General features: G+C 61.6%; 26 protein-coding genes. 18 read left to right on the top strand and 8 right to left on the bottom strand.

All coding sequences use genetic code 11. The features are described from left to right. Nucleotides 1-34: 34 nt before the first annotated feature. A complete protein-coding gene (locus tag U873_RS0118490) occupies nucleotides 35-637 on the bottom strand; it encodes a peroxiredoxin (RefSeq protein WP_007922432.1) in 603 nt (200 codons plus the stop codon). 324 nt (nucleotides 638-961) lie between these two features. On the opposite strand from U873_RS0118490, the gene U873_RS0118485 reads away from it, so the two are divergent. Then, nucleotides 962-1,180, top strand: a complete 219-nt coding sequence (locus tag U873_RS0118485) for a bacterioferritin-associated ferredoxin (protein ID WP_011063112.1) — start codon at nucleotides 962-964, stop codon at nucleotides 1,178-1,180. Between the two features lie 212 nt (nucleotides 1,181-1,392). Then, nucleotides 1,393-1,866 carry a bacterioferritin gene (gene bfr, locus U873_RS0118480; RefSeq protein ID WP_025129649.1) on the top strand — a complete coding sequence of 158 codons (474 nt, stop codon included), beginning with the start codon at nucleotides 1,393-1,395 and terminating at the stop codon, nucleotides 1,864-1,866. Nucleotides 1,867-2,071: 205 nt separating this feature from the next. Here the strand turns inward: bfr and grxD are convergent, their stop codons facing one another. The 3 genes from grxD to U873_RS0118465 form a co-directional block, all read right to left on the bottom strand. After that, on the bottom strand, nucleotides 2,072-2,410 hold the full coding sequence (grxD, locus tag U873_RS0118475) for a Grx4 family monothiol glutaredoxin (protein WP_025129648.1): 339 nt from the start codon (nucleotides 2,408-2,410) through the stop codon (nucleotides 2,072-2,074). Between the two features lie 96 nt (nucleotides 2,411-2,506). Further along, nucleotides 2,507-4,615, bottom strand: coding sequence for a molybdopterin oxidoreductase family protein (locus U873_RS0118470; RefSeq protein ID WP_025129647.1), 2,109 nt, complete (start codon nucleotides 4,613-4,615; stop codon nucleotides 2,507-2,509). Nucleotides 4,616-4,750: 135 nt separating this feature from the next. Beyond that, entirely contained in the window at nucleotides 4,751-5,041 is a 291-nt protein-coding gene (locus U873_RS0118465; RefSeq protein WP_025129646.1) for a hypothetical protein, read from the bottom strand. A gap of 414 nt (nucleotides 5,042-5,455) precedes the next feature. Between U873_RS0118465 and argF the strand changes: the two genes are divergently transcribed. Together argF and U873_RS0118455 are read left to right on the top strand one after the other, a co-directional pair. Beyond that, complete coding sequence (gene argF / locus U873_RS0118460; RefSeq protein ID WP_025129645.1) at nucleotides 5,456-6,376, top strand: ornithine carbamoyltransferase; 921 nt, start codon at nucleotides 5,456-5,458, stop codon at nucleotides 6,374-6,376. Beyond that, nucleotides 6,373-7,482 (top strand): ABC transporter ATP-binding protein, encoded by a 1,110-nt coding sequence (locus U873_RS0118455; protein ID WP_025129644.1) that lies wholly within the window; start codon nucleotides 6,373-6,375, stop codon nucleotides 7,480-7,482. The genes argF and U873_RS0118455 overlap by 4 nt, the downstream gene beginning before the upstream one ends. 60 nt (nucleotides 7,483-7,542) lie before the next feature. Here the strand turns inward: U873_RS0118455 and U873_RS0118450 are convergent, their stop codons facing one another. Then, nucleotides 7,543-8,325, bottom strand: coding sequence for a PhzF family phenazine biosynthesis protein (locus U873_RS0118450; RefSeq protein ID WP_025129643.1), 783 nt, complete (start codon nucleotides 8,323-8,325; stop codon nucleotides 7,543-7,545). 120 nt (nucleotides 8,326-8,445) lie between these two features. Continuing rightward, nucleotides 8,446-8,916: a Cys-tRNA(Pro) deacylase gene (gene ybaK, locus U873_RS0118445; RefSeq protein ID WP_025129642.1), complete on the bottom strand. Its 471-nt coding sequence runs from the start codon at nucleotides 8,914-8,916 to the stop codon at nucleotides 8,446-8,448. Between the two features lie 371 nt (nucleotides 8,917-9,287). Here ybaK and U873_RS0118440 point away from each other — a divergent pair, with 371 nt between their 5' ends. The 14 genes from U873_RS0118440 (at nucleotide 9,288) to U873_RS0118375 (ending at nucleotide 23,622) form a co-directional block, all read left to right on the top strand. Then, the gene (locus U873_RS0118440; protein WP_025129641.1) at nucleotides 9,288-10,136 is read left to right on the top strand and encodes an MIP/aquaporin family protein; all 849 of its coding nucleotides are present in this window, start codon (nucleotides 9,288-9,290) and stop codon (nucleotides 10,134-10,136) included. 76 nt (nucleotides 10,137-10,212) lie between these two features. Continuing rightward, nucleotides 10,213-11,718 carry a glycerol kinase GlpK gene (glpK, locus tag U873_RS0118435; protein ID WP_025129640.1) on the top strand — a complete coding sequence of 502 codons (1,506 nt, stop codon included), beginning with the start codon at nucleotides 10,213-10,215 and terminating at the stop codon, nucleotides 11,716-11,718. Nucleotides 11,719-11,813: 95 nt separating this feature from the next. Further along, nucleotides 11,814-12,569: a DeoR/GlpR family transcriptional regulator gene (locus U873_RS0118430; protein WP_025129639.1), complete on the top strand. Its 756-nt coding sequence runs from the start codon at nucleotides 11,814-11,816 to the stop codon at nucleotides 12,567-12,569. Nucleotides 12,570-12,842: 273 nt separating this feature from the next. Beyond that, complete coding sequence (glpD, locus tag U873_RS0118425) at nucleotides 12,843-14,381, top strand: glycerol-3-phosphate dehydrogenase (RefSeq protein ID WP_025129638.1); 1,539 nt, start codon at nucleotides 12,843-12,845, stop codon at nucleotides 14,379-14,381. A gap of 360 nt (nucleotides 14,382-14,741) precedes the next feature. Continuing rightward, nucleotides 14,742-15,656 (top strand): glutamate/aspartate ABC transporter substrate-binding protein, encoded by a 915-nt coding sequence (locus U873_RS0118420; RefSeq protein WP_025129637.1) that lies wholly within the window; start codon nucleotides 14,742-14,744, stop codon nucleotides 15,654-15,656. A gap of 191 nt (nucleotides 15,657-15,847) precedes the next feature. Then, complete coding sequence (locus U873_RS0118415; RefSeq protein WP_025129636.1) at nucleotides 15,848-16,594, top strand: amino acid ABC transporter permease; 747 nt, start codon at nucleotides 15,848-15,850, stop codon at nucleotides 16,592-16,594. Then, nucleotides 16,594-17,265: an amino acid ABC transporter permease gene (locus U873_RS0118410; RefSeq protein WP_025129635.1), complete on the top strand. Its 672-nt coding sequence runs from the start codon at nucleotides 16,594-16,596 to the stop codon at nucleotides 17,263-17,265. Before U873_RS0118415 ends, U873_RS0118410 begins: the two co-directional genes overlap by 1 nt. Continuing rightward, nucleotides 17,262-17,996 carry an amino acid ABC transporter ATP-binding protein gene (locus U873_RS0118405; protein ID WP_011063128.1) on the top strand — a complete coding sequence of 245 codons (735 nt, stop codon included), beginning with the start codon at nucleotides 17,262-17,264 and terminating at the stop codon, nucleotides 17,994-17,996. The genes U873_RS0118410 and U873_RS0118405 overlap by 4 nt, the downstream gene beginning before the upstream one ends. 133 nt (nucleotides 17,997-18,129) lie before the next feature. Then, nucleotides 18,130-20,031, top strand: coding sequence for a sensor histidine kinase (locus tag U873_RS0118400; RefSeq protein WP_025129634.1), 1,902 nt, complete (start codon nucleotides 18,130-18,132; stop codon nucleotides 20,029-20,031). Further along, a complete protein-coding gene (locus tag U873_RS0118395; protein ID WP_025129633.1) occupies nucleotides 20,028-21,353 on the top strand; it encodes a sigma-54 dependent transcriptional regulator in 1,326 nt (441 codons plus the stop codon). Before U873_RS0118400 ends, U873_RS0118395 begins: the two co-directional genes overlap by 4 nt. 27 nt (nucleotides 21,354-21,380) lie before the next feature. Continuing rightward, nucleotides 21,381-21,710 (top strand): GlpM family protein, encoded by a 330-nt coding sequence (locus tag U873_RS0118390; RefSeq protein ID WP_177330290.1) that lies wholly within the window; start codon nucleotides 21,381-21,383, stop codon nucleotides 21,708-21,710. 187 nt (nucleotides 21,711-21,897) lie between these two features. Next, the gene (locus U873_RS0118385) at nucleotides 21,898-22,818 is read left to right on the top strand and encodes an arginase (RefSeq protein ID WP_025129631.1); all 921 of its coding nucleotides are present in this window, start codon (nucleotides 21,898-21,900) and stop codon (nucleotides 22,816-22,818) included. Beyond that, the gene (locus U873_RS0118380) at nucleotides 22,815-23,189 is read left to right on the top strand and encodes a transporter (protein ID WP_025129630.1); all 375 of its coding nucleotides are present in this window, start codon (nucleotides 22,815-22,817) and stop codon (nucleotides 23,187-23,189) included. Before U873_RS0118385 ends, U873_RS0118380 begins: the two co-directional genes overlap by 4 nt. Before the next feature lie 31 nt (nucleotides 23,190-23,220). Further along, complete coding sequence (locus U873_RS0118375) at nucleotides 23,221-23,622, top strand: EamA family transporter (RefSeq protein ID WP_025129629.1); 402 nt, start codon at nucleotides 23,221-23,223, stop codon at nucleotides 23,620-23,622. Nucleotides 23,623-24,063: 441 nt separating this feature from the next. On the opposite strand, the gene U873_RS0118370 is transcribed toward U873_RS0118375, so the two are convergent. Next, the gene (locus tag U873_RS0118370) at nucleotides 24,064-24,930 is read right to left on the bottom strand and encodes a fatty acid desaturase (RefSeq protein ID WP_025129628.1); all 867 of its coding nucleotides are present in this window, start codon (nucleotides 24,928-24,930) and stop codon (nucleotides 24,064-24,066) included. Nucleotides 24,931-25,063: 133 nt separating this feature from the next. Next, nucleotides 25,064-25,834: a MipA/OmpV family protein gene (locus tag U873_RS0118365; RefSeq protein WP_025129627.1), complete on the bottom strand. Its 771-nt coding sequence runs from the start codon at nucleotides 25,832-25,834 to the stop codon at nucleotides 25,064-25,066. Nucleotides 25,835-25,903: the final 69 nt, after the last annotated feature.

Genomic DNA, 25,903 nt, shown 5'->3' with positions numbered 1-25,903 from the left:
CTGAGGCCGGTTTTTTTATGCGTGAGGCTTGGCCTTACAGCTTGCCAGCGTTCTCGCTCAGGTAAGCAGCGACGCCTTCTGGCGAAGCGGTCATGCCCTTGTCGCCTTTCTTCCAGTTGGCAGGGCAGACTTCGCCGTGCTCTTCGTGGAATTGCAGAGCGTCAACCAGACGGATCAGCTCTTCCATGTTACGGCCCAACGGCAGGTCGTTGACGATCTGCGAACGCACAACACCCTTGTCGTCGATCAGGAACGCGCCACGGAAAGCCACGCCGCCTTCGGACTCTACGTCGTAGGCCTTGGCGATGTCATGCTTCATGTCGGCAGCCATGATGTATTGAACCTGACCGATGCCACCGGCATTGATCGGGGTGTTGCGCCAGGCGTTGTGAGTGAAGTGCGAGTCGATCGATACAGCGATCACTTCGACGTTGCGCGCCTTGAAGTCAGCCATGCGGTGGTCCAGAGCGATCAGCTCGGACGGGCAAACGAAGGTGAAGTCCAGTGGGTAGAAGAACACCAGGCCGTATTTGCCTTTGATGGCCGAGGACAGGGTGAAGCTGTCGACGATTTCGCCATTGCCGAGAACGGCCGGAACGGTGAAGTCAGGGGCTTGTTTGCCTACGAGTACGCTCATTGGATATCTCCTGGTGTGGACGTAGTAAATGAAGAAGGGGATTGGCCTCGAGTCTGCCACGCTGATGCGACAGCCCCATGACGCGACCCCGCTTCGCAAGGACCGACCATCATACACGGCGTTTTTGAGCTGTCCTTAGTGGTTTTTCTTCAGGCCGGCCTGCAAAGCGAAAAATGCGAATGATCTGTCATTAATGGCAAGAAAAGCCGTTCGTCACCCCGGTAAGAATCAGCAACAAAGGCCGTCGAAACCACTTTGACAATCATTCTCGTTAACATTAAGATCCATCGCAATTGAACCCTAACCAGCGACGGTTCTCATCTTATGTATGTCTGCCTCTGCACCGGTGTCACCGACGGACAAATTCGCGAAGCCATCTATGAAGGTTGCTGCAGCTACCGCGAAGTGCGCCAGGCCACCGGCGTTGCCAGCCAATGCGGCAAATGTGCCTGCCTGGCCAAGCAAGTGGTTCGCGAAACCCTGACCGAATTGCAGAGCAGCCAAGCGGCAATCCCCTACCCTGTGGAATTTAATGTCGCCTGATTTGCCGAATAAACAGTAGCGTTTCAAACAACCGGACCTAGCGTCCGGTTTTTTTATGCCTGTAATTCAATCGCTTAGAGGCAAAACGCGGAACACAAACATTCTTATTCCGATTAATTTTCATATATTATTCAATAACTTAGGTTTGACAGTAATGTTTATGCGGCTCAGACTCTGCCCATCTTCCACTAATTAAAGGGCAGGACCCCATCATGAAAGGCGACATTACAGTCATCCAGCATCTCAATAAAATCCTTGCCAATGAACTGGTCGCGATCAATCAGTACTTCCTGCATGCACGCATGTATGAAGATTGGGGCCTGAACAAGCTGGGCAAGCACGAGTACCACGAGTCCATCGACGAGATGAAGCATGCGGACAAGCTAATCAAGCGCATCCTCTTCCTCGAAGGCCTGCCAAACGTTCAGGACCTGGGCAAGCTGCACATCGGCGAACACACCAAGGAAATGCTCGAGTGCGACCTGCGCATCGAGCGTACCGGCCACGCCGACCTCAAGGCAGCGATCGCTCACTGCGAATCGGTCAGTGACTTCGGCAGCCGTGAGCTGCTGGAAGATATCCTCGAATCCGAAGAAGAACATATCGACTGGCTGGAAACCCAATTGGGCCTGATCGATAAAGTAGGTATCGAGAACTATCTGCAATCGCAAATGGGTGACGAGTAACTTAACTCGTAATACCCAGGCAATAAAAAGCCCCGCCTCTCTTACGAGGGCGGGGCTTTTTTATTACGCGCTTATAGTGGCGTAACAGGCAGGAGCGCAATGTCGCAATTAAAACCCTGAGAATGACTAAAGATCCTTGCCGACTCTCAGGGCGTCACTCGCATCAAGCGCGATAGCGCTCGGCGGCTCCTGCAGACAACGTGACTCAGGCTTCGGTCTTGGCAGCGGCTTTTTCAGCAGCGGCCTTGACCAGGGTCTGCAGCTCACCATTGGCGAACATTTCCGCCATGATGTCGCTGCCGCCGACCAGCTCACCGCCCACCCACAGTTGCGGGAAGGTTGGCCAATTGGCGTACTTGGGCAGGTTGGCGCGAATTTCCGGGTTCTGCAGGATGTCCACGTAAGCGAACTTCTCGCCACAGCCCATTACGGCCTGAGCGGCTTTCGCGGAGAAGCCACACTGTGGGGCATTCGGCGAGCCTTTCATGTAAAGCAGAATGGTGTTGTTGGCAATCTGCTCTTTAATAGTTTCGATGATATCCATGGAACACCTCGGCTGAACTTTCCGACTCTGTTGTCGGCACGGTGGCGCATTGTAACGGAATCCTGAGCGCCCTGCTCGGCCTCTCCGACAGACATCTCAGGCCGCCTCTACCCTGACCGGCACGCCATTCAACGCGGCGTTCCCCGACAAGGCATCGAGCTGACGCTCATCCGTCAGGTCATTGGCACTGCAACCCGGCTGCGCCGTGGCAATGCTCATGTGCACACCCGGGCGCCCATGCCCCCACCCATGGGGCAGGCTCACCACCCCGGGCATCATTTCGCCACTAGCCAGTACCTCCACCTCCACCACCCCCACCCGGGAACTGATCCGCACCCGCTGGCCATCACTCAAGCCGCGCCGTGCCAGGTCTTGCGGATGCATCAACAACTGGTGACGAGGCTTGCCCTTCACCAAGCGGTGATAGTTATGCATCCAGGAGTTGTTGCTGCGCACATGGCGACGGCCGATCAACAACAATTCATCCACCGGCGGAGGGCCGAGCGCGGCAAACCGCTCCAGGTCCGCCATGATGGCGGCCGGCGCCGCTTGAATTCGTCGGTTCTCGGTTTTCAAGCGCCCCGCCAGATTCGGTTGCAGCGCTCCCAGATCGATCCCGTGAGGGTGCTGATCCAGGGTGGCCAGAGACAGCCGCAGCGGCGAGGCATCCCCATAGGGCCCGGCTCGCAAGCCCAGCTCGATCATTTGCGCAGGCGCGATGGTGGGTTTGAGCAGGCTTTGGGTTCGCGCGGCAAACGCCTGGGCCAGGCCAACAAATATTTCCCAGTCGTGCAAGGCGCCTTCGGGCTTGGGCAGGATCGCCCGGTTGAAACGGCTGACATTGCGCACCGCGAACAAATTGAACGTGGTGTCGTAGTGATCGTTCTCCAGGGCCGAGGTGGAGGGCAGGATCAGGTCCGCATAGCGCGTGGTCTCATTGATGTACAGGTCGATGCTGAGCATGAACTCCAGTCCGTCCAGGGCCTGCTCCAGCTGTCGACCATTGGGCGTGGACAGCACCGGGTTGCCCGCCACCGTGATCAGGGCCCGCACCTGCCCTTCGCCCTCGGTCAGCATCTCCTCGGCCAAGGCCGAGACCGGCAGCTCGCCGCCGTACTCCGGAAGCCCGGACACCCGACTCTGCCAGGCATTGAAGTGACCGCCCGCGGTCGCGGCCACCAGGTCCACTGCCGGCGAAGTGCACAGGGCTCCCCCCACCCGATCGAGATTCCCGGTCACCAGGTTGAGCAATTGCAGCAACCAGTGGCACAGCGTGCCGAACGCCTGGGTCGAGACCCCCATGCGCCCATAGCAGACCGCCTTGTCCGCCGAGGCAAAGTCCCGGGCCAGTTGGCGGATCTGCGGCGCCGGAATCGCACACAGCGGGCTCATGGCCTCAGCGGTGAAACGGCAAATGGCCTGGCGCACCTGCGCCAGACCGTCCACCTGCAGATGACTGTCGCGGGTCGGCCCTTCTTCGAAAATCGTGTTCAGCAGGCCAAACAGCAAGGCCACATCGCCCCCAGGCCGGACGAACAGGTGCTGATCAGCCATGGCTGCAGTCTCGCTGCGCCGGGGATCGACCACCACCACCTTGCCGCCACGGGCCTGGATCGCCTTCAAGCGTTTCTCCACATCCGGCACGGTCATGATGCTGCCGTTGGACGCCAGGGGATTGCCGCCGAGAATCAGCATGAAATCGGTGTGGTCGATGTCCGGAATCGGCAACAGCAAGCCATGGCCATACATCAGGTAGCTGGCCAGGTGCTGGGGCAACTGATCGACCGAAGTGGCGGAAAAGCGATTGCGAGTCTTGAGCAGGCCGAGAAAGTAATTGCTGTGGGTCATCAGCCCATAGTTGTGGACGCTGGGATTGCCCTGATAGGTCGCCACTGCATTATTGCCGTGGCGCTGCTGGATGCTCGCCAGGCGCTCGGCCACCAAAGCGAATGCCTCATCCCACTCGATGGGCTGCCACTCGTTGCCAACGCGCTGCATCGGTTGGCGCAAGCGATCCGGATCATTCTGGATATCCTGCAGGGCCACCGCCTTGGGGCAGATATGGCCACGGCTGAAGCTGTCCTCGGGGTCGCCCTTGATCGAGGTGATGCGCGGGCCGCTGCCCTGCTCCTCAGTGATTTCCAGGGTCAGGCCGCAAATGGCTTCACACAGGTGGCAGGCACGGTGATGGAGAGTCTTGGTCATGGCCAGTCTCTATTGTTTGAGGGCGGTCCGTATCCGGTCGCAGGGAGCAAAAACTATGGTGCCAGCCTGCAAGGGACGCCAGCGACGTTCGTCACATGAATTCTCCACCATCAGTCCCGACCATGATCGCGCCCTTCAGTTGGGCGGCAACCGTGGCGGCCCCTCCGAGGAAAGCAGCGCCGTCGAGTCGATGGGGCCCTGCTCCCCATAGTTCCCGGCCAGCTCGGCGAGCAGTCGCCAATGCTCGTCCAGACCGGCACTGAGGGTCATCATCCGATCGATCATCTTGCGCGCCGCCGCGCGAGTCACCGGATCCTCACTGCGCAACAGCTCGAATGAGAACGCGGTGACCGAGGCGGTCATATCGGTGAGCGCTCGAGCCGTGAGCCCCAGCAGCGTCATCAGTTGTTGCTCTCTGGACTCCATTGCACACGCATCCCAGCCGCCGATTGGCCTTTATAACCTTCGCACTTTGCATTAGGAAATGTTTCAGATTAGCCACCTGCCGATCGCCTCGCCCCATGAACTCGGCTCACAGGTCAAAAAGCGACTGCAAGCGCCTTTCCAGCGCCGCGCTCGATTGCCAAGTCGCGTCGGGGCAGTGTACAAATGCCGGGCTGCTGTCCGGAAACTGGTCTCAAAAGTGCCAGCGCATTCGCGTCCTGGCCTCTCTGAATGCCCATAATCGATGTAGCACTATTGGTAAGACGCGACATTTAATTATAAGATCGCGCCTTCCCCTATTTCGTCGCCCCGTGCGGCTTTCGCCGCAGGTCCAGCCCGTTGTTCGAATAACAAGGCTTTGAGAATCTGCGGTCTGTTGCAAAAAGGTAGTTAATGATGAGCGCAAGGCACTTTCTCTCCCTGATGGATTGCACGCCCGATGAGCTGGTCAGTGTGATTCGTCGAGGCATCGAGCTGAAGGACCTGCGTAACCGCGGCGTACTCTTCGAGCCCTTGAAAAATCGTGTGCTCGGCATGATTTTCGAGAAGTCGTCGACCCGTACCCGACTGTCTTTCGAAGCCGGCATGATCCAGCTGGGCGGCCAAGCCATCTTCCTTTCGCCACGGGATACCCAACTGGGGCGCGGCGAGCCCATCGGCGACTGCGCCATCGTCATGTCGCGCATGCTCGACGCCGTGATGATCAGGACCTTCGCCCACAGCACCCTGACCGAGTTTGCGGCCAACTCCCGCGTACCGGTGATCAATGGCCTGTCCGATGACCTGCATCCCTGCCAACTGCTGGCCGACATGCAGACCTTCCTCGAGCACCGCGGCTCGATCCAGGGCAAGACCGTGGCCTGGATCGGCGACGGCAACAACATGTGCAACAGCTATATAGAGGCCTCCATCCAGTTCGACTTCCAACTGCGTATCGCCTGCCCCGAAGGCTATGAACCGAACCCGGCCTTTGTCGCCCAGGCCGGCGATCGCGTGACCATCGTCCGCGATCCTCGGCAAGCGGTGGCAGGCGCTCACCTGGTCAGCACCGATGTCTGGACCTCCATGGGCCAGGAAGAGGAAACCGCCAAGCGCCTGAAGCTGTTCGCACCGTTCCAGGTCAACCGCGCCCTGCTCGACCTCGCCGCCGAAGATGTGCTGTTCATGCATTGCCTGCCCGCCCACCGTGGCGAGGAAATCAGCCTCGACCTGCTGGACGACCCTCGTTCAGTAGCTTGGGACCAGGCGGAAAACCGCCTCCACGCACAGAAGGCCCTGCTCGAGTTTCTTGTCGAGCCGGCGTACCACCACGCATGAGCCAACCCTTACTGCTGAACCTGCACAACCTCGCCTGCGGCTACCAGGACCAACGGGTCGTGCAGAACCTCAACCTGCACCTCAATGCCGGCGACATCGGTTGCCTGCTGGGCTCCTCGGGTTGTGGCAAGACCACCACCCTGCGTGCCATCGCCGGATTCGAGCCGGTACACGAAGGGGAAATCCAGCTGGCTGGCGAGACCATTTCCAGTGCCGGGTTCACCCTGGCACCGGAGAAGCGTCGGATCGGCATGGTGTTCCAGGACTACGCCCTGTTCCCGCACCTGAGCGTGGCCGATAACATTGCATTCGGCATCCGCAAGCACCCGCAGAAAGAGCGTGTGGTCGCCGAGCTGCTGGAACTGGTCAACCTGAAGAACCTTGGCCAGCGCTTCCCCCATGAGCTGTCCGGCGGCCAGCAGCAGCGAGTGGCCCTGGCCCGTGCCCTGGCACCGGAACCTCAACTGTTGCTGCTCGATGAACCCTTCTCCAACCTCGACGGTGAACTGCGGCGCAAGCTCAGCCACGAGGTGCGGGACATCCTCAAGGCTCGGGGCACCAGTGCGATCCTGGTGACCCACGACCAGGAGGAAGCCTTTGCCGTGAGCGATCAGGTCGGGGTATTCAAGGAAGGCCGGTTGGAACAGTGGGACACGCCCTACAACCTCTACCATGAACCGCAGACGCCCTTTGTCGCGAGCTTCATCGGCCAGGGCTACTTCATTCGAGGTCAGTTGAGCAGCCCGGAATCGGTGCAGACCGAGCTGGGCATGCTACAGGGCAATCGCGCCTATACCTGGCCAACGGGCGGCGCTGTGGATGTCCTGCTGCGTCCCGACGACATCGTCTACGCACCGGACAGCGCCTTGAAAGCACGGATCGTCGGCAAGACCTTCCTCGGCGCCTCGACCCTGTATCGCCTGCAACTGCCGACCGGCAGCCAGCTGGAATCGATTTTCCCCAGCCACGCCGACCATCAGGTTGGAGCAGACGTCGGCATCCGCGTGGCAGCCGAACACCTGGTGCTGTTCCAGGCCAGCGGTAGCACGGCAGCGCAGATCCCCCACAACGACTCGGGCGTGCGCCGCTACAGCAGCGCCCATTGAGCGTAATCGCCGGCAAGCCAGCTCCCACGGGAACCTGCTTGTCGGCGAAGCCCCAGCGCATTACTCCAGGTGCAGATGGCCACTGGCAATCCGGCGGGCATGACCGCCAATCTTCACCCGCTCGCCTTCCAGCCGGCAGAACAGGGCCCCACCCCGAGGGGAACACTGGAAAGCCGTCAGTTCCTGCTTGTCCAACTGCTGCGCCCAGTAAGGCGTGAGACAGCAATGGGTCGAGCCTGTGACAGGGTCTTCATCGATACCGATGGCGGGAGCAAAGTAGCGAGAAACGAAGTCGTGGCTATCACCTCGGGCAGTGACGATTACACCTGGCCAAGGTAACTGGGCCAACGCCAGCAGATCCGGCCGGCACTCGCGTACCGCCTTTTCCGACTCCAGCACTGCCAACAATTCATTGGCCCCCAACAACTCCACCACCCTGACGCCCAGCGCCTGCGCCACCGTCTCCAGCCCACCCTGGCTGCGAGGGCTGCGCAGGGGGAAGTCCAGCCATAACAAGCCGCCTTCACGGCTAACGCTCAAGGGCCCGGAGCGACTAAGAAAGTCGATGCGCTGCGCCGCCTCACCATAAATCTCCATCAGCACATAGGCACTGGCCAAAGTGGCGTGCCCGCACAAGGGCACCTCGGTCGACGGGGTGAACCAGCGGATCCGCCAGCCTTGCTCTTCGCGCACCAGAAAGGCGGTTTCCGCCAGGTTGTGCTCGGCGGCAATCTGCTGCATCAGCGCGTCGCTGAGCCAGGACTCAAGCCGATAGACCATGGCCGGATTGCCGGCGAACGGGCGGTCGCTGAAAGCGTCGATCTGATGGAACTCGAGCTGCATAAGCTTTCTCCTTGAACGGTCGGGCGCCAGCATGGGGGCCGGGACGCCGCCCGCGACAGACACAGAAGAGAGGATTTTTCAGCATACAGCGGCAGTTGAAAGCGCTGCTGGCTCCCACAATCAAGGACGACCGATATCAGCGAAGCGAGCCTGGGTGTGTTCGGCGAGGACCGCCGCTGCCAGTTCAACTTCCAGGCCTCGGCGGCCGGCACTGACAAAAATGCTGGCGAAGGGTTGCGCGCTGTTGTCGATGAACGTCCGCAGGCGCTTCTTCTGCCCCAGCGGGCTGATCCCGCCCAGCAGATAGCCCGTGGCGCGTTGAGCGGCGGCCGGGTCGGCCATTTCCGCTTTCTTTACCCCGGCCGCCTGGGCCAGTGCCTTCAGGTCGAGGCTTCCGACGACCGGCACCACCGCCACCAGCAATTCGCCCTTTTCGCTGGCGGCCAACAGCGTCTTGAACACTTGCGCCGGGTCGAGGCTGAGCTTTTCCGCCGCCTCCAGGCCATAGGACGCCGCCTTGGGATCATGTTCGTAACTGTGGATGCGATGTTCGGCGCGAACTTTTTTCAGCAGGTCCAGTGCAGGGGTCATGGCAGCTCCAGGGGCGAAATGAAAGGCAAAACAAAGCTCGGGAATTTTAGGCCATTCATCGGCAAAAGGCTCTATTACAAGCCTTGATCGCCACCCCTTGCGCTTGCGAGCTTGGCAACTGCTGGCATTCCCCGGACTACCCCCCAGAATCATTCATTTGATTGATATCTATAAAATGACCACTCGTTCACTTTCGACCTTTGACAGCGGTGTTTCTTGTCTATATTTTTTCGTTTCTGAATATCATGCGTTAGATACAAGGTTGTACCCCGTAGCAAGGCGAAGCCGGAATGGGGATTCCGTCTTCGTTGGAAGTCGCGCTCCCTGCCTTTTGCAGCAGCGCCAGACAACAACAAAAATCGAGGTTCACAATGACAACTGCTCTGCAACAACCGTCGCTATCGGGTCAATGCATCGCCGAATTTCTGGGTACAGCACTGTTGATCTTCTTCGGCACCGGATGTGTCGCCGCGCTCAAGGTCGCGGGAGCCAGCTTCGGCCTATGGGAAATCAGCATCATCTGGGGGATCGGCGTGAGCATGGCGATCTACCTGACCGCCGGCGTCTCCGGCGCTCACCTGAACCCGGCCGTGAGCATTGCCCTGTGCCTGTTCGCCGATTTCGAAAAACGCAAACTGCCGTTCTATATCCTGTCCCAGATCGCCGGCGCCTTCTGCGCGGCGCTGTTGGTTTACACGCTCTACAGCAATCTATTCTTCGATTTCGAACAAGCCCACCAGATGATCCGCGGTTCCCAGGCCAGCCTGGAACTGGCCTCGGTGTTCTCCACCTTCCCCAACCCGGCGTTGTCCACGGCCCAGGCATTCCTGGTGGAATTGGTGATCACTGCGATCCTGATGGGGGTGATCATGTCCCTGACCGACGACAACAACGGCCTGCCTCGCGGCCCGATGGCGCCGCTGCTGATCGGCCTGCTGATCGCCGTGATTGGCAGTGCGATGGGCCCGCTGACCGGCTTTGCGATGAACCCGGCACGGGACTTCGGGCCTAAACTGATGACATTCCTGACTGGCTGGGGTGAGATTTCTTTCACCGGCGGCCGTGATATCCCGTACTTCCTGGTGCCGATCTTTGCCCCGATCCTCGGTGCCTGCCTCGGCGCCGCAGCCTATCGCGGGCTGATTGCCCGCCATCTGCCGAGCGCTGTTGCCGCCCCCGAGGCCGAGCCGTCCGCCGATGGCAAGGTCAAAGCTTCCTGAATAGCATGGCGCGTGATCCTGCCCAATTCGATCCCGCGCCAGTTCCCACTCCCTTATTTCGTCCAAGGCAATCGACATGACCGACATTCAGAATAAGAACTACATCATTGCCCTCGATCAGGGTACGACCAGTTCCCGGGCGATCATTTTCGACCGCGACGCCAACGTGGTCTGCACCGCCCAGCGCGAGTTCGCCCAGCACTACCCGCAAGCCGGCTGGGTCGAACATGACCCGATGGAAATCTTTGCCACCCAGAGCGCGGTGATGGTCGAAGCCCTGGCACAAGCCGGCCTGCATCACGACCAGGTGGCCGCCATCGGCATTACCAACCAGCGCGAAACCACCGTGGTCTGGGACAAGAACACCGGCCGCCCGATCTACAACGCCATCGTCTGGCAGTGCCGCCGCAGCACCGAGATCTGCCAGCAGCTCAAGCGCGATGGCCTGGAAGACTACATCCGCGACACCACCGGCCTGGTTACCGACCCCTACTTCTCCGGCACCAAGCTCAAGTGGATCCTCGACAACGTCGAAGGCAGCCGCGAGCGCGCTCGTAGCGGCGAACTGCTGTTCGGCACCATCGATAGCTGGCTGATCTGGAAATTCACCGGCGGCAAGACCCACGTCACCGACTACACCAACGCCTCGCGCACCATGCTCTTCAACATCCACACCCTGGAGTGGGACGCGAAGATGCTGGAGGTGCTGGACATCCCGCGGGAAATGCTTCCGGAAGTGAAGTCTTCGTCGGAAATCTATGGCCGCACCAAAAGCGGCATCGCCATCGGCGGTATCGCCGGTGACCAGCAAGCGGCGCTGTTCGGCCAGATGTGCGTCGAGCCGGGCCAGGCGAAAAACACCTACGGCACGGGTTGCTTCCTGCTGATGAACACCGGCGACAAGGCGGTGAAATCCCAGCACGGCATGCTCACCACCATCGCCTGCGGCCCCCGTGGCGAAGTGGCCTACGCCCTGGAAGGTGCGGTATTCAACGGCGGCTCCACCGTGCAGTGGCTGCGTGATGAACTGAAGATCATCAACGACGCCCACGACACCGAATACTTCGCCGGCAAGGTCAAGGACAGCAACGGCGTGTACCTGGTGCCGGCCTTCACCGGCCTGGGCGCCCCCTACTGGGACCCCTACGCCCGGGGCGCGCTGTTCGGCCTGACCCGTGGCGTGCGCGTGGACCACATCATCCGCGCCGCCCTGGAATCCATCGCCTACCAGACCCGTGACGTGCTCGACGCCATGCAGCAGGATTCCGGCGAACGCCTCAAGGCCCTGCGGGTGGACGGCGGCGCGGTGGCCAACAACTTCCTCATGCAGTTCCAGGCCGACATCCTCGGCACCCAGGTGGAGCGCCCGCAAATGCGTGAAACCACCGCCCTCGGCGCGGCCTACCTGGCAGGCCTGGCCTGCGGCTTCTGGGGCAGCCTGGAAGAGTTGCGCGGCAAGGCAGTGATCGAGCGCGAGTTCGAACCAACGCTTGCAGAAGCGGAAAAAGAAGGCCTCTACGCAGGCTGGAAGAAAGCGGTCAGCCGCACCCGCGACTGGGAACCCCACGACGAGGCCAAATAAGCCAAGCCGTGGATTGGTAACCGCTTGTAACTGGTCGGGAGGGGATTCCTGCGGCATCATGGGCAAATTTTGCACGGCAGCCCAAAGGAAGCCCCATGAATCTGCCTCCCCGTCAGCAGCAAATCCTCGACCTGGTCCGCGAACGCGGCTACGTCAGCATCGAGGAATTGGCCCAGCTGTTCGTCGTTACCCCGCAAACCATCCGCCGCGATATCAACCAGCTGGCGGAAGCCAATCTGCTGCGCCGCTACCACGGCGGCGCGGCCTATGACTCCAGCGTCGAAAACACCGCCTACGCCATGCGCGCCGACCAGATGCGCGATGAGAAGCAACGCATCGGCGAAGCCATTGCCGCGCAGATCCCCGACCACGCCTCGCTGTTCATCAATATCGGCACCACCACCGAATCCATCGCCCGCGCCCTGCTCAATCACAGCCACCTGAAGATCATCACCAACAACCTGCACGTGGCCTCGATGCTCAGTGCCAAGGACGACTTCGACGTGCTGCTCACCGGCGGCAACGTCCGGCGTGACGGCGGCGTGGTGGGCCAGGCCAGTGTCGACTTCATCAACCAGTTCAAGGTGGACTTCGCCCTGGTGGGCATCAGCGGCATCGATGAAGACGGCAGCCTGCTGGACTTCGACTACCAGGAAGTACGGGTGTCCCAGGCGATCATCGCCAATGCCCGCCAGGTGATCCTCGCCGCCGACTCCAGCAAGTTCGGACGCAACGCCATGATCCGCCTGGGCCCCATCAGCCTGATCGATTGCCTGGTCACCGACCAGCAACCGGTGCCGGCCCTGAGCCAACTGCTGAACCAGCACAAGATCCGTCTCGAAGTGGTCTGACCTTCCCCCTGCGGATCCGGCTGCACTCGAACGCCAAGCCAGCAGGCTGCATCGCTTTCGAAATCGTCGCGGCCGATCCCCGCCATTCAGCCCAAGGCAACAACAGCGGCTACAGTTACCTCCTCGACAATGTTCGAAAACTTTCCTTTCACGCCGCTTCGATCAGTTTTTTCAATCGAAGCGCGCTGGATACAGCCATCTTTATGCGCTAGTATTTTCGAAAATGAACATTAATGTTCGAATTCAAATATCAAAGCAACACGAGGCCTGTCGATGCCCACTTCTACCTTGCCCGCGCGCCCTCTCTCCGAGGTTTACGATATCGCCGTCATCGGCGGTGGGATCAATGGTGTCGGGATTGCCGCCGATGCGGCAGGTCGCGGCCTGTCCGTGTTCCTTTGTGAAAAAGACGACCTGGCCAGCCACACCTCCTCGGCCAGCAGCAAGCTGATCCACGGTGGCCTGCGCTACCTCGAGCATTACGAGTTCCGCCTGGTGCGTGAAGCCCTGGCCGAGCGTGAAGTGCTCCTGGCCAAGGCGCCGCATATCGTCAAGCCCATGCGCTTCGTGCTGCCGCACCGGCCGCACCTGCGTCCGGCCTGGATGATCCGCGCCGGCCTGTTCCTGTATGACCACCTGGGCAAACGGGAAAAGCTCGCCGGCTCGCGCAGCTTGAAGTTCGGTGCCGACAGTGCCCTGAAAGCCGAGATCACCAAGGGTTTCGAATATTCCGACTGCTGGGTCGACGATGCTCGCCTGGTAGTGCTCAACGCCATGGCCGCCCGGGAAAAAGGCGCCCATGTGCACACCCAGACCCGTTGCATCAGCGCCCGTCGCAGCAAGGGCCTGTGGCAGCTGGACCTGGAGCGTGCCGACGGCAGCCTGTTCTCCATCACCGCCAAGGCCCTGGTGAACGCCGCCGGCCCCTGGGTCGCCAAGTTCATCAAGGACGACCTGAAGCTGGAATCACCCTACGGCATCCGCCTGATCCAGGGCAGCCACTTGATCGTGCCCAAGCTGTATGAGGGCGAGCACGCGCACATTCTGCAGAACGAAGACCAGCGCATCGTCTTCACCATTCCCTACCTCGACCAGTTCACCCTGATCGGCACCACCGACCGCGAATACACCGGCGACCCGGCCAAGGTGGCGATCACCGAAGGCGAAACCGACTACCTGCTGCAAGTGGTCAATGCACACTTCAAGAAACAACTGAGCCGCAGTGATATCCAGCACAGCTACTCCGGTGTTCGCCCGCTGTGCAACGACGAATCCGACAACCCTTCGGCCGTGACTCGCGACTACACCCTGGCGCTTTCCGGCACAGGCGAGGAAGCTCCGTTGCTGTCGGTGTTCGGCGGCAAGCTGACCACCTACCGCAAGCTGGCAGAATCGGCGATGGCGCAACTGGCCCCTTACTTCAAGCAGGCCAAGCCAGCCTGGACCGCCCAGGCCACCTTGCCCGGTGGCGAGAACATGAGCACCCCGCAGGCCCTGGCCGAAGCCATCCGCAAGAAATTCGACTGGGTACCCAGCCAGATCGCCCGGCGCTGGGCCACCACCTACGGCAGCCGCACCTGGCGCCTGCTGGAAGGCGTGCACAGCCTGAGCGACATGGGCGAGCACCTGGGTGGTGGGCTCTATACCCGTGAAGTGGACTACCTGTGCGCCGAAGAGTGGGCGATGAAGGCCCAGGACATTCTCTGGCGCCGGAGCAAGCTGGGGCTGTTCACCACCGCGGCTGAACAGCAACAGTTGGAGGACTATCTGCAGAAACTCGAGCACAATCGCGGCAAGATCAAGGCTGCCTGAGCCGCTGGCGTCCGCACAAGCCCCTGTACCGCAAGGTCCAGGGGCTTTTTTATGGACCCAGGATTGAACGCTGGCGCGAAAACCGGCACCTAAAGAAAGGCCAATCGTTCGGTTTTCCGAACGATGCACCTGCAGGGATTCGGTTAACCGGATAACTGGCCGCAAAACCCTGTGCCATAAATATTTAATAACCTTTGAAATCAAGGCTTTGACCATGATCAACTGGTCTGGCACGACTCATGCTCTACACTGTGCGACGAATGCCTGTCGTGCCAACACGCAGGAGCCGTCAAGGCATTCGCTGTATAAAAGAGCCGTCGAACTGGCTTCATAAAAAAAACAAATGTCGAGGAAATATTGATGCGCATCGTTCCCCATCTGTTGGGCGCAGCTATCGCTGCCGCTCTGATTAGCACTCCAGTTTTCGCTGCCGAACTCACCGGCACACTGAAGAAAATCAAAGAGTCCGGCACCATCACCCTCGGACATCGCGACGCTTCCATTCCGTTTTCCTACATCGCTGACGCTTCCGGCGTGCCGGTGGGCTACTCCCACGACATCCAGCTGAAAATCGTCGAAGCGATCAAGAAAGACCTCGACATGCCTGACCTCAAGGTCAAGTACAACCTGGTCACCTCCCAGACCCGTATCCCGCTGGTGCAGAACGGCACCGTGGACGTCGAGTGCGGCTCCACCACCAACAACGTCGAGCGCCAGCAACAGGTCGACTTCTCGGTGGGCATCTTCGAAATCGGTACCCGCCTGCTGTCCAAGAAGGACTCGTCCTACAAGGACTTCGCCGACCTGAAGGGCAAGAACGTGGTGACCACCGCCGGCACCACGTCCGAGCGCATCCTCAAGTCGATGAACGCCGACAAGCAGATGGGCATGAACGTGATCTCCGCCAAGGACCACGGTGAATCCTTCCAGATGCTGGAATCGGGCCGCGCCGTTGCCTTCATGATGGACGACGCATTGCTGGCCGGTGAAATGGCCAAGGCCAAGAAGCCTACCGACTGGGCCGTGACCGGTACTCCGCAGTCCTACGAGATCTACGGCTGCATGGTCCGCAAGGGCGATGCCCCGTTCAAGAAAGCCGTGGATGACGCCATCGTCGCCACCTACAAATCGGGCGAAATCAACAAGATCTACGACAAGTGGTTCCAATCGCCGATCCCGCCAAAAGGCCTGAACCTGATGTTCCCGATGAGCGACGAGCTCAAGGCCCTGATCGCCAACCCGACCGACAAAGCGGCTGACGACAAAAAGTCCTGATTCCTGACTAACCTTATCTCCTGAAGGGGCCCGGCCTCTTCAGGAGCCTGTCACTACCTGCTGGCATTTTTTGGAAACACTCGAACCGGTGGTTGTCGAGCCGATCGCGTGTGCCTGACGGTCAACGTCAGGCGGGAACGGACGTCCCCAGGCGGGTGCTTGTACATCGAACGATCTGAGGGGTAACCCTAATGAATTACAACTGGGACTGGGGCGTGTTCTTCAAGTCCACCGGCGTGGGCAGCGAGACCTATCTCGACTGGTTCATCTCCGGTCTGGGCTGGACCATCGCCATTGCCGTGGTGGCCTGGATCATCGCGCTGCTGCTGGGCTCGATCCTGGGTGTCATGCGCACTGTGCCGAACCGCCTGGTATCGGGCATCGCCACGGTCTACGTGGAGATCTTCCGTAACGTGCCGCTGCTGGTGCAGCTGTTCATCTGGTACTTCCTGGTACCGGACCTGCTGCCGGAAAACATTCAGGAGTGGTACAAGCAGGACCTCAACCCGACCACCTCGGCCTACCTGAGCGTGGTGGTGTGCCTGGGCCTGTTCACCGCTGCGCGGGTCTGCGAACAGGTACGCACCGGTATCCAAGCCCTGCCCCGTGGCCAGGAATCCGCCGCACGCGCCATGGGCTTCTCGCTGCCGCAGATCTACTGGAACGTGCTGCTGCCCCAGGCCTACCGGATCATCATTCCGCCGCTCACCTCGGAATTCCTCAACGTCTTCAAGAACTCCTCCGTGGCCTCGCTGATCGGCCTGATGGAGTTGCTGGCCCAGACCAAGCAGACCGCCGAGTTCTCGGCCAACCTGTTCGAAGCCTTCACCCTGGCCACCCTGATCTACTTCACGCTGAACATGAGCCTGATGCTGCTGATGCGCCTGGTAGAGAAAAAAGTGTCGGTCCCCGGCCTGATCTCCGTGGGGGGTAAATAATGGAATTCGACTTCTCGGGCATCATCCCGGCCATTCCCGGCCTGTGGAACGGCATGCTGATGACCCTCAAGCTGATGGTCATGGGCGTGGTCGGCGGGATCATCCTCGGCACCTTGCTGGCCTTGATGCGCTTGTCTCACAACAAGCTGCTGTCGAACCTGGCGGGCGCCTACGTCAACTACTTCCGCTCGATTCCGCTGCTGCTGGTGATCACCTGGTTCTACCTGGCGGTGCCGTTCGTGCTGCGCTGGATCACCGGCGAAGACACCCCGATCGGCGCATTCACCTCGTGCATCGTGGCCTTCATGATGTTCGAAGCGGCGTACTTCTGCGAAATCGTCCGCGCCGGCGTGCAGTCCATTCCCAAGGGCCAGATGGGCGCCGCCCAGGCACTGGGCATGAGCTACGGCCAGACCATGCGCCTGATCATCCTGCCCCAGGCGTTCCGCAAGATGACCCCGCTGCTGCTGCAGCAGAGCATCATCCTGTTCCAGGACACCTCCCTGGTGTACACCGTGGGCCTGGTGGACTTCCTCAACGCCTCGCGTTCCAGCGGCGACATCATCGGCCGCTCCAATGAATTCCTGATCGTTGCCGGTCTGGTGTATTTCACAATCAGCTTTGCCGCCTCGCTGCTGGTCAAGCGTCTGCAAAAAAGGTTCGCCGTATGATCTCTATCAAGAACATCAACAAGTGGTATGGGGACTTCCAGGTGCTGACCGATTGCAGCACCGAGGTCAAGAAAGGTGAAGTGGTGGTGGTCTGCGGGCCGTCCGGCTCGGGCAAATCCACCCTGATCAAGTGCGTCAACGCCCTGGAGCCCTTCCAGAAGGGCGACATCGTGGTGGACGGCACCTCCATCGCCGATCCGAAGACCAACCTGCCGAAACTGCGCTCGCGAGTGGGCATGGTGTTCCAGCACTTCGAGCTGTTTCCGCACCTGACCATCACCGAGAACCTGACCATCGCGCAGATCAAGGTGCTGGGCCGCAGCAAGGAAGAAGCCACCAAGAAGGGCCTGCAACTGCTGGACCGGGTCGGCCTCGCCGCCCACGCCCACAAGCACCCGGGGCAACTCTCCGGTGGCCAGCAGCAACGTGTGGCCATCGCCCGCGCCCTGGCCATGGACCCGATCGTCATGCTGTTCGACGAACCGACCTCGGCCCTGGACCCGGAAATGGTCAACGAAGTGCTCGACGTCATGGTCCAGCTCGCTCACGAAGGCATGACCATGATGTGCGTGACCCACGAAATGGGCTTCGCCCGCAAAGTGGCGAACCGGGTGATCTTCATGGACAAGGGCCAGATCATCGAGGACTGCCAGAAGGAAGAGTTCTTCGGCGATATCAGCGCCCGTTCCGAACGCGCCCAGCATTTCCTCGAGAAAATCCTGCAGCACTAAAACCCGCGTTCCTGTAGGCGCCGGCTGGCCTGCGATGGGATGGCATCTGACTCCCCTATCGTCAGCGCCGCCCTTATCGCCGGCCAACCGGCTCCTACAGACACTGCGCAGTGGTTGACCCAAGGCATCTGTGATGAAATGCGACCCCACTCTCTATCGCGCCGCACCGCCATCACTTGCCGTGAAACCCCGTCTGATCCGTCATCTGTTCCTGCCGCCCCTGGTCATCCTGCTGATGATCGGCCTGGGTTATGCCGGCTTCTGGATCAGCGAGCACAACGGCATCCGCACCCTCAGTGAAAATGGCCAACGCCAGCTGGAGCTGCACGCCCGCGCCGTGGAAAGCGAGATCAGCAAATACACCTACCTGCCCAGCCTGCTGGAACTGGAATCCAGTGTTTCCCAGCTGCTGGGCGATCCCTCGCCGGAACACCGGCAGACCGTCAACCAATACCTCGAAGGCCTGAACCGCCGCAGCCGCAGCCGGGCCATCTATGTCATGGACACCACCGGCCGGGTACTGGCCACCAGCAACTGGCGCGACGTCGACAGCTACCTGGGTGAAGACCTTTCGTTCCGCGCCTATTACCAGAACGCCGTGCGCGGGCAACCCGGGCGCTTCTACGGCATCGGCAGCACCAACGGCGAACCCGGCTACTACCTGGCCCACGGCCTGGAAGAGCAAGGCAAGATCATCGGCGTGGCGGTGGTCAAGGTACGCCTGGAAGCCCTGGAGGAACGCTGGCAGCGAGCCCGCCTGGAAGCCTTCGTCAGCGACGAGAACGGCATCATCATCCTCTCCAGCGATCCAGCCCGCCGGCTCAAGTCGGTCCGGCCCCTGAGCGAGGACACCAAGGAGCGCCTGGCCCGCAGCCTGCAGTACTACTGGTTCCCCCTCAACGAACTGGAACCCCTGGCCCGAGAGCGCCTGGCCGAAGGCGTGGAGAAGCTGACCTTCCCGGCCAACACCGAACTGGTGTCCGACGACAAGGCCATCAGCTACTTGTCGCAGACTCGCCCCCTGAGCGACACACCATGGAGCTTCACCCTGCTCACCCCCCTCCAGGACCTGCGCCGCGAAGCCATCAACCAGGGCATCCTGGTGGCCGTGGCCTTTGCCCTGGTGGCCTTCCTGCTGATTGCCTGGAACGAACGGCGCAAGGTCATCGCCACCCGCCTGGCCGCCCGGGAGGCGCTGCAGGAAGCCAACAGTCAACTGGAGCGGCGGATCACCGAGCGCACCGCCGACCTGCGAGCCAGCAACGAACGCCTCAAGAGCCAGATCCGCGAACGCCGCCAGGCCGAGGAAACCCTGCGCCGGGCCCAGGATGAGCTGGTCCAGGCCGGCAAGCTGGCAGCCATCGGGCAGATGTCCACCAGCATCGCCCATGAGCTGAACCAGCCCCTGGCGGCCCTGCGCACCCTGTCCGGCAATACCGTGCGCTTTCTCGAGCGCGGGGCCCTGGACACCGCCAGTGCCAACCTCAAGACCATCAACGAACTGATTGACCGCATGGGCCGCATCACCGCCAGCCTGCGCTCCTTCGCCCGCCGCGGCGACGATCAGGGCCAGGCCAGCCTGACCAAGGCAGTGGACGCCGCCCTGCAGATCCTCAACGCCCGCATCGAGCCGCTGCCCCTGCAAGTGCACCGGGACTTCACCGAGCAGGTCCTGCAGATCGACCAGACCCGCCTGGAGCAGATCCTGGTCAACCTGATGGGCAATGCCCTGGATGCCATGCAGGCGCAAGCGGCGCCGGAACTGTGGCTCGAAGGCGAACCCGGCGACGGCAAGTACCGCCTGCGGGTACGCGACAACGGCCACGGCATCGACCTTGAAGCACGCAAGCATCTGTTCGAACCCTTCTTCACCACCAAACCCGGCGAGCAGGGCCTGGGCCTGGGCCTGACCCTGTCTGCCAGCCTCGCCGCCGCCACCGGCGGCAGCCTGGGGGTGGAACACCCGGCAAGCGGCGGCACCGCCTTTGTCCTCAGCTTGCCCCTGGCAAGCCCTATTCAAGCCGAGCCGATATGAACAACGAGCTGACCGTGCTGATCGTCGAAGACGACCCCCATGTCCTGCTGGGTTGCCAGCAGGCCCTGGCCCTGGAAGACATTCCCTGCATCGGCGTGGGCAGCGCCGAAGAAGCCCTGGCCCAGGTCGGGGAGAACTTTCCCGGCATCGTGGTCAGCGATATCCGCCTGCCTGGCATCGACGGCCTGGAACTGCTGACCCAGCTCAAGGCCCGGGATCGCAGCCTGCCGGTGGTGCTGATCACCGGCCACGGCGATATCTCCATGGCCGTAGGAGCGATGCAGAAAGGCGCCTACGACTTCATGGAAAAACCCTTCTCCCCCGAGCGCCTGGTGGACGTGGCCCGCCGCGCCTTGGAACAACGGGGCCTGGCCCGGGAAGTGACCTCCCTGCGCCGCCAACTGGCCGAGCGCAACTCCCTGGAGGGGCGGATCATCGGCCGCTCACCGGCGATGCAGAACCTGCGGGAGTTGATCGCCAACGTCGCCGACACCTCGGCCAACGTGCTGATCGAGGGCGAGACCGGCACCGGCAAGGAACTGGTCGCCCGCTGCCTGCATGACTTCAGCCGCCGTCACCAGCAACAGTTCGTCGCCCTGAACTGCGGCGGCCTGCCGGAAAACCTGTTCGAAAGCGAAATCTTCGGCCATGAGGCCAATGCCTTCACCGGCGCCGGCAAACGCCGCATCGGCAAGATCGAGCACGCCCACCAGGGCACGCTGTTCCTCGATGAAGTGGAAAGCATGCCGATCAACCTGCAGATCAAGCTGCTGCGGGTATTGCAGGAACGAACCCTGGAACGCCTGGGCTCGAACCAGAGCGTGGCCGTGGACTGCCGGGTGATTGCCGCCACCAAGTCCGACCTGGACGAACTGAGCCGGGCCAAGGCGTTTCGCAGTGACCTGTACTACCGCCTCAACGTGGTGACCCTGGAGTTGCCGCCCCTGCGCGAGCGGCGCGAGGACATCCTGCAACTGTTCGAACACTTCCTGCAGCAATCGTCCCTGCGTTTCGACCGCACTGCGCCGGAGCTGGACAACCAGACCCTGTCGACCCTGATGAGCCACGACTGGCCCGGCAACGTGCGCGAGTTGCGCAATGTCGCCGAGCGTTTCGCCCTGGGCCTGCCAGCGTTCAAGAAGCCCGGCAGCAGCAGCGCCCAGGGCCTGGCCTTTGCCGAAGCGGTGGAAGCCTTCGAACGCAACTTGTTGATCGACGCCTTGCAGCGCAGCGGTGGCAACCTGACCCAGGCCAGCCAGGAGCTGGGCATGGCCAAGACCACCCTGTTCGACAAGGTCAAGAAATACGGCCTGAGCCACTAACCCAAGGCGCGAAAAACCATGGATCTATTGTTGAAGGCCGCCCTGGGCGCGGCAGTGGTGGTGATCCTCGCGGCACTGGCCAAGACCCGCAACTACTACATTGCCGGGCTGGTGCCGCTGTTCCCCACCTTCGCCCTGATCGCCCACTACATCGTCGGCAAGGGCCGCTCCCTCGATGACCTGAAGACCACCATCCTGTTCGGCATGTGGTCGATCATTCCCTACTTCGTCTACCTGGCGACCCTCTATGTGATGGTCGACCGCCTGCGCCTGGAAGCCTCCCTGGCGGTGGCGGCCGTGGCCTGGTTGATAGCTGCCAGCATTCTGGTCAGCGTCTGGGTGCGCCTCCACGCCTGAACCGCCCTCCACTCCCGTAGGAGCGAGCTTGCTGGCGAAGCGGCTGACACCGTTCTTCGCCGGCAAGCCGGCTCCTGCAAGCGGCGGCTGGCCCGACCCTTGCATTTACCCGGCAAAGCCCGCCCAGCCTGCGTTTGAGCTTGTTCACGCAGATTTCTGGAGGGCGCTGCCATGGGTAAAGAAGACTTTGAACATCCTTGATCTCGACCACAGCCTGACCGCCCAGGAACCGATCATCCGGCGCCTGAATAGCGGCCAGGCGCGACGCCTCGACCTGCTGGACTTGGGGCCGAAACTGCGTCTCTGGTCCACCGAACGCACCTATCGCCACTTCACCGAACGCCTGCGCCAGCGACCCCGCCACAGCGGCCAGCAGCCAGAAATCTTCTTTGTCGGCTCCGGCGACTATCACCACCTGACGCCAGCCTTCCTCAGCGATCTGCCCGAGCCGGTCAGCCTGATCCACTTCGACAATCACCCGGACTGGGTGCGCTTCGCCCCCCGTCGGCACTGCGGTTCCTGGGTCAACCGAGCGCTGAAACTGCCGAACATCCAGCGCATCGTCACCCTCGGTCCGTGCAGCGAAGACTTGCACAACCCGCAACTGCGCGGCGGCAACCTCGGGGCCCTGAAGCACGGCAAGCTGCAGCTGTTTCCCTGGCAGCACGCGCCGTCCAAGGTCTGGGGCCGGGTCGGCGACGGCGCCGGGCACCAGCAGCAGGAGAACCACCTGCACTGGCGCAACCTGGCCCAACTGGACTGGCCGGCCTTCCTCGCGCAGATGATCGACAGCCTGCCCACCGAGGCGGTGTGGATCACCATCGACAAGGACGTGCTGGCCAGCGAAGACGCCGCCACCAACTGGGACCAGGGCGGCATGCGCCTGACTCACCTGCTGCTGGCCTTGCGCACCCTCGCGGCACGCAAGCGGATCCTCGGCATCGATGTCTGTGGCGAATTTGCCCAGCCGGCCTTCAGCAATGCCTTCAAGCGCTGGGAAGCCAAGTCCGACCAGCCTCCGGCCGAGCGCTGGAGCCCGGACGACCTGCTGCGCAACTCAGTAACCAATGAAGCCCTGATTTCGCTGTTCGAGGAGCTGTTCCCGTGACATTGACCGTTGTTCTGCTGGTGGCCTTTTCCATCGTCCTGGACGTGATCGGCCAACTCTGTTTCAAGCTGGGCCTGGATAGCCTGCCGGAGCTGGAGGGCGGTTTCCGCCTGAATGCCTTCTGGGGCCAGGTGTTCAACGCGCCCTTGCTGTGGTGCGGCATCGGCGCCTATGTGATCGAGTTTTTCGTCTGGCTCGAAGCCCTGTCCCGGGCGCCGCTGAGCCTGCTGTTTCCGGCAGCGGCCCTGGCCTACTGCGGCGTGGTGCTGGCGGGCAAGGTGATGCTCGGGGAGACCGTCAGCCGCCGGCGCTGGCTGGGTACCCTGGTGATCACCGCCGGGGTGATGCTGGTTTGCGTGGCCAGTACCTGAGCCTTATTCAACGAATAGAAGGAAGCGTTTCATGAGTTCCAATACCTCCCATGGCTGGTTGCACGAGCGTCTGGGCACCATCGTGCTCTGGGCCTTGCTGATCGGCTTCGAGAGCGCCGGCCAGATCGCCACCAAGGTCGGCGGCGACCAGTTGGGCCAGATGGACTTCAACCTGCAATGGCTGGCGGCGGTAGCGGTCAATCCGGGCGTGCTGCTGGCGATTGCCTGCTACATCGGCGCGTTTTTCGTGTGGATGCTGATCCTGCGCCGCAGCAGCCTGTCCCTGGCCTTCCCTTTGAGCTCCCTGGTGTTCGTGGTGGTGCTGCTGGGCTCCTGGCTGGGCCTGGGCGAGCAGATCAGCCTGCTGCACTGGGTCGGGGTCTTGGTGATCATCGGCGGGATTGCCCTCCTGGCGGAGGGAGAAGAGGCCTGAGGGCCTCTTTCGCTGGCAAGCCAGCTCCTACAGCGATTGGGGTTGCGTCGGGGGCTGTGTAGGAGCCGGCTTGCCGGCGAAGGCGATCTTGTGGGCCTCTTCGCTGGCAAGCCAGCTCCTACGGCGATTGGGGTTGCGTCGAGGGCTGTGTGGGAGCCGGCTTGCCGGCGAAGGCGATCTTGCGGGCCTCTTTCGCTGGCAAGCCAGCTCCTACGGCGATTGGGGTTGCGTCGGGGGCTGTGTAGGAGCCGGCTTGCCGGCGAAGGCGATCTTGTGGGCCCCTTCGCTGGCAAGCCAGCTCCTACGGCGACTGGGGTTGCGTTGGGGGCTGTGTGGGAGCCGGCTTGCCGGCGAAGGCGATCTTGCGGGCCCCTTCGCTGGCAAGCCAGCTCCTACAGTGATTGGGTTTGGGACGGGGCCGTGTAGACGCCGGGGCGGCCATCAGGCCTTGCGCCGGGACACCAGGAAGCCCAGGCCGTGGGACACGGATATCACTTTCACTCCAGCCGCCCGCTGCTGTTCGCGTATCTCGCGATGGAAGGCCTTGACCTTGGTCCAGTGCATCTTCGGCCGGTAGTGATGCTCGGCGTGGTAGCCGTTGTTCATCCAGAGCAGGTTGTACAGCGGGCTGTAGGAACTCACGCCCCAGGCAATCGGCAGGTCGGGGTTGCCCCCCAGGTGTTCGTAATAGCCATTGAGCGACGACAGCGACTGCCCCAGGTACCAGAACGGCAGCAGCACCAGCACCGCGTGCCAGTCGACCCAGGCCAGCGCCAGATAGAAGGCTATCGTCACGGCAATTTCCACCTTTACCCAGCGCGCGTCATCCGCTCGCTTGCGTTGCATTTCCTGATAGATATCCTTGGGATCGTCGCGAAAAAAGCTCAGGAAGGTGTAGGCCCAGGGGTTGTCCGGCTGGCCATCCTTGCCATGCAGGTAGATCGACAGCGGGTCGATGGTCTTGCCCTGGGCATCGGGCAAGTCGGAATTGCCCCGGTGATGGCGATTGTGGATATCGCGATACAGGGTCTGGGAAAAACCGATGGTCACCGACAGCAGAAGGTCAAAGGCCCGGTTCATCCACGACGGGGTGAAGTAGGGATTGTGGATCTGGTTGTGGGAAATGCTGTTGATGCTCCACGACAGGCTGACCGCGTAGAGCAGCGCGGCCGGGAGGATGACCCACCAGGACAGGGCATGGAAATCCAGCACCAGCCACAGGACAAAGGCGAAATGCGCCAGGGCCATGACAATCGGAATCAGGTCCCAGAGGGAATAGGCGAGCAAACGATAGGCGGGGCGAGCCATGAAGAACTTCCTGAGAAATTGAATTCATGGCGGCTATTGCAAAGGCCAGACCAGCTTTTATCGCCCTGGCCGCGTTCCAGGCCACCGAGATCATCTGCAGGCCTTGGTGTACAAGGCTGCAGCCTGTTTCAGATCAGAATTTGTAGCTGATGGCGGTCTGTACCTGGCCCTGATTGACGTCGCCCTTGTCCCGGACAATGGTGCTGTCCGCCGCCGAGTTGGTCAGGCGGATCCAGCTGGCGCTGGCCATCAGCGACCAGTTGTCCCCCAGGGGAAACTGGAAGTTCTGGGTCAGGGTGACGTTCTGCAAGCCGCCGCCGGCGTTGTATGAGCCGATGCCGGACGCCCGGGACTCTTGGTCACTGACGCCAAAGAAGGTCTGGGTCTGGCGGGCATCGGCAAAGTGCAGGGTCAGGTTGTTGCTGCCGATGATGCCCATGCCCAGTGGATAGCCGATCTCCCCGCCCAGCTTGCCCAGCAGGCCGCCCTGGCCGCCGCCCCCGCCCACCGCCTGGCCCACGGCAGCGAACAGGCGCCAGAAGTCGTCCGGCGCGTACTGCACAAAACCGCCGACATCGGCCATGTCCGGCACGTCCCGCAGCCCGCGCAGCGAGCCATCGGCATTGCGCCCCTGCAGGTAATTGACATAGGGGCCGATGCTCAACCCGTTGCTCTTGAAGGCATCCCAAGTCAGCCCATCATCAGTGCTCAGACTGACATCGCCCCAGTCCAGGTCCAGATAGGGCAAGGGAGCCGTGTCGTAGCGGCTGCCGCTGGGATCGTGGGGCTGATAGCCCAGTCCCAGGCCCAGTTCGCCGCTGATTGCGGAATCGGCGGCAGCACCGCAGGTAGCGCTCAGCGACAACAGGCCGAGCAACAAGGCGGGGAGAGAAAGCCGGGGCATGAATGAGTTTCCTTATCTGAACATGCGCGCATCAATCACCAGAGCCGCCCATGGGCGCAAGCACTGATG

It is taken from the genome of Pseudomonas sp. PH1b (genome assembly GCF_000633395.1).
Classification (GTDB): Bacteria; Pseudomonadota; Gammaproteobacteria; order Pseudomonadales; family Pseudomonadaceae; genus Aquipseudomonas.
Note: the sequence above shows the minus strand (reverse complement) of the source record. Positions and strands in the feature narration are given on the sequence as shown.

Excerpts from the sequence above, each read along its gene's own strand:
- U873_RS0118370 (WP_025129628.1), bottom strand. The coding sequence starts at position 24,930 with ATGGCTCGCCCCGCCTATCGTTTGCTCGCCTATTCCCTCTGGGACCTG.
- U873_RS0118395 (WP_025129633.1), top strand. The coding sequence starts at position 20,028 with ATGAACAACGAGCTGACCGTGCTGATCGTCGAAGACGACCCCCATGTC.
- U873_RS0118405 (WP_011063128.1), top strand. The coding sequence starts at position 17,262 with ATGATCTCTATCAAGAACATCAACAAGTGGTATGGGGACTTCCAGGTG.
- U873_RS0118430 (WP_025129639.1), top strand. The coding sequence starts at position 11,814 with ATGAATCTGCCTCCCCGTCAGCAGCAAATCCTCGACCTGGTCCGCGAA.
- ybaK (WP_025129642.1), bottom strand. The coding sequence starts at position 8,916 with ATGACCCCTGCACTGGACCTGCTGAAAAAAGTTCGCGCCGAACATCGC.
- grxD (WP_025129648.1), bottom strand. The coding sequence starts at position 2,410 with ATGGATATCATCGAAACTATTAAAGAGCAGATTGCCAACAACACCATT.
- glpD (WP_025129638.1), top strand. The coding sequence starts at position 12,843 with ATGCCCACTTCTACCTTGCCCGCGCGCCCTCTCTCCGAGGTTTACGAT.
- U873_RS0118400 (WP_025129634.1), top strand. The coding sequence starts at position 18,130 with ATGAAATGCGACCCCACTCTCTATCGCGCCGCACCGCCATCACTTGCC.
- U873_RS0118455 (WP_025129644.1), top strand. The coding sequence starts at position 6,373 with ATGAGCCAACCCTTACTGCTGAACCTGCACAACCTCGCCTGCGGCTAC.
- U873_RS0118410 (WP_025129635.1), top strand. The coding sequence starts at position 16,594 with ATGGAATTCGACTTCTCGGGCATCATCCCGGCCATTCCCGGCCTGTGG.
- glpK (WP_025129640.1), top strand. The coding sequence starts at position 10,213 with ATGACCGACATTCAGAATAAGAACTACATCATTGCCCTCGATCAGGGT.
- U873_RS0118440 (WP_025129641.1), top strand. The coding sequence starts at position 9,288 with ATGACAACTGCTCTGCAACAACCGTCGCTATCGGGTCAATGCATCGCC.
- argF (WP_025129645.1), top strand. The coding sequence starts at position 5,456 with ATGAGCGCAAGGCACTTTCTCTCCCTGATGGATTGCACGCCCGATGAG.
- U873_RS0118420 (WP_025129637.1), top strand. The coding sequence starts at position 14,742 with ATGCGCATCGTTCCCCATCTGTTGGGCGCAGCTATCGCTGCCGCTCTG.
- U873_RS0118490 (WP_007922432.1), bottom strand. The coding sequence starts at position 637 with ATGAGCGTACTCGTAGGCAAACAAGCCCCTGACTTCACCGTTCCGGCC.
- U873_RS0118365 (WP_025129627.1), bottom strand. The coding sequence starts at position 25,834 with ATGCCCCGGCTTTCTCTCCCCGCCTTGTTGCTCGGCCTGTTGTCGCTG.
- U873_RS0118450 (WP_025129643.1), bottom strand. The coding sequence starts at position 8,325 with ATGCAGCTCGAGTTCCATCAGATCGACGCTTTCAGCGACCGCCCGTTC.
- U873_RS0118375 (WP_025129629.1), top strand. The coding sequence starts at position 23,221 with ATGAGTTCCAATACCTCCCATGGCTGGTTGCACGAGCGTCTGGGCACC.
- U873_RS0118415 (WP_025129636.1), top strand. The coding sequence starts at position 15,848 with ATGAATTACAACTGGGACTGGGGCGTGTTCTTCAAGTCCACCGGCGTG.
- U873_RS0118485 (WP_011063112.1), top strand. The coding sequence starts at position 962 with ATGTATGTCTGCCTCTGCACCGGTGTCACCGACGGACAAATTCGCGAA.
- U873_RS0118470 (WP_025129647.1), bottom strand. The coding sequence starts at position 4,615 with ATGACCAAGACTCTCCATCACCGTGCCTGCCACCTGTGTGAAGCCATT.
- bfr (WP_025129649.1), top strand. The coding sequence starts at position 1,393 with ATGAAAGGCGACATTACAGTCATCCAGCATCTCAATAAAATCCTTGCC.
- U873_RS0118465 (WP_025129646.1), bottom strand. The coding sequence starts at position 5,041 with ATGGAGTCCAGAGAGCAACAACTGATGACGCTGCTGGGGCTCACGGCT.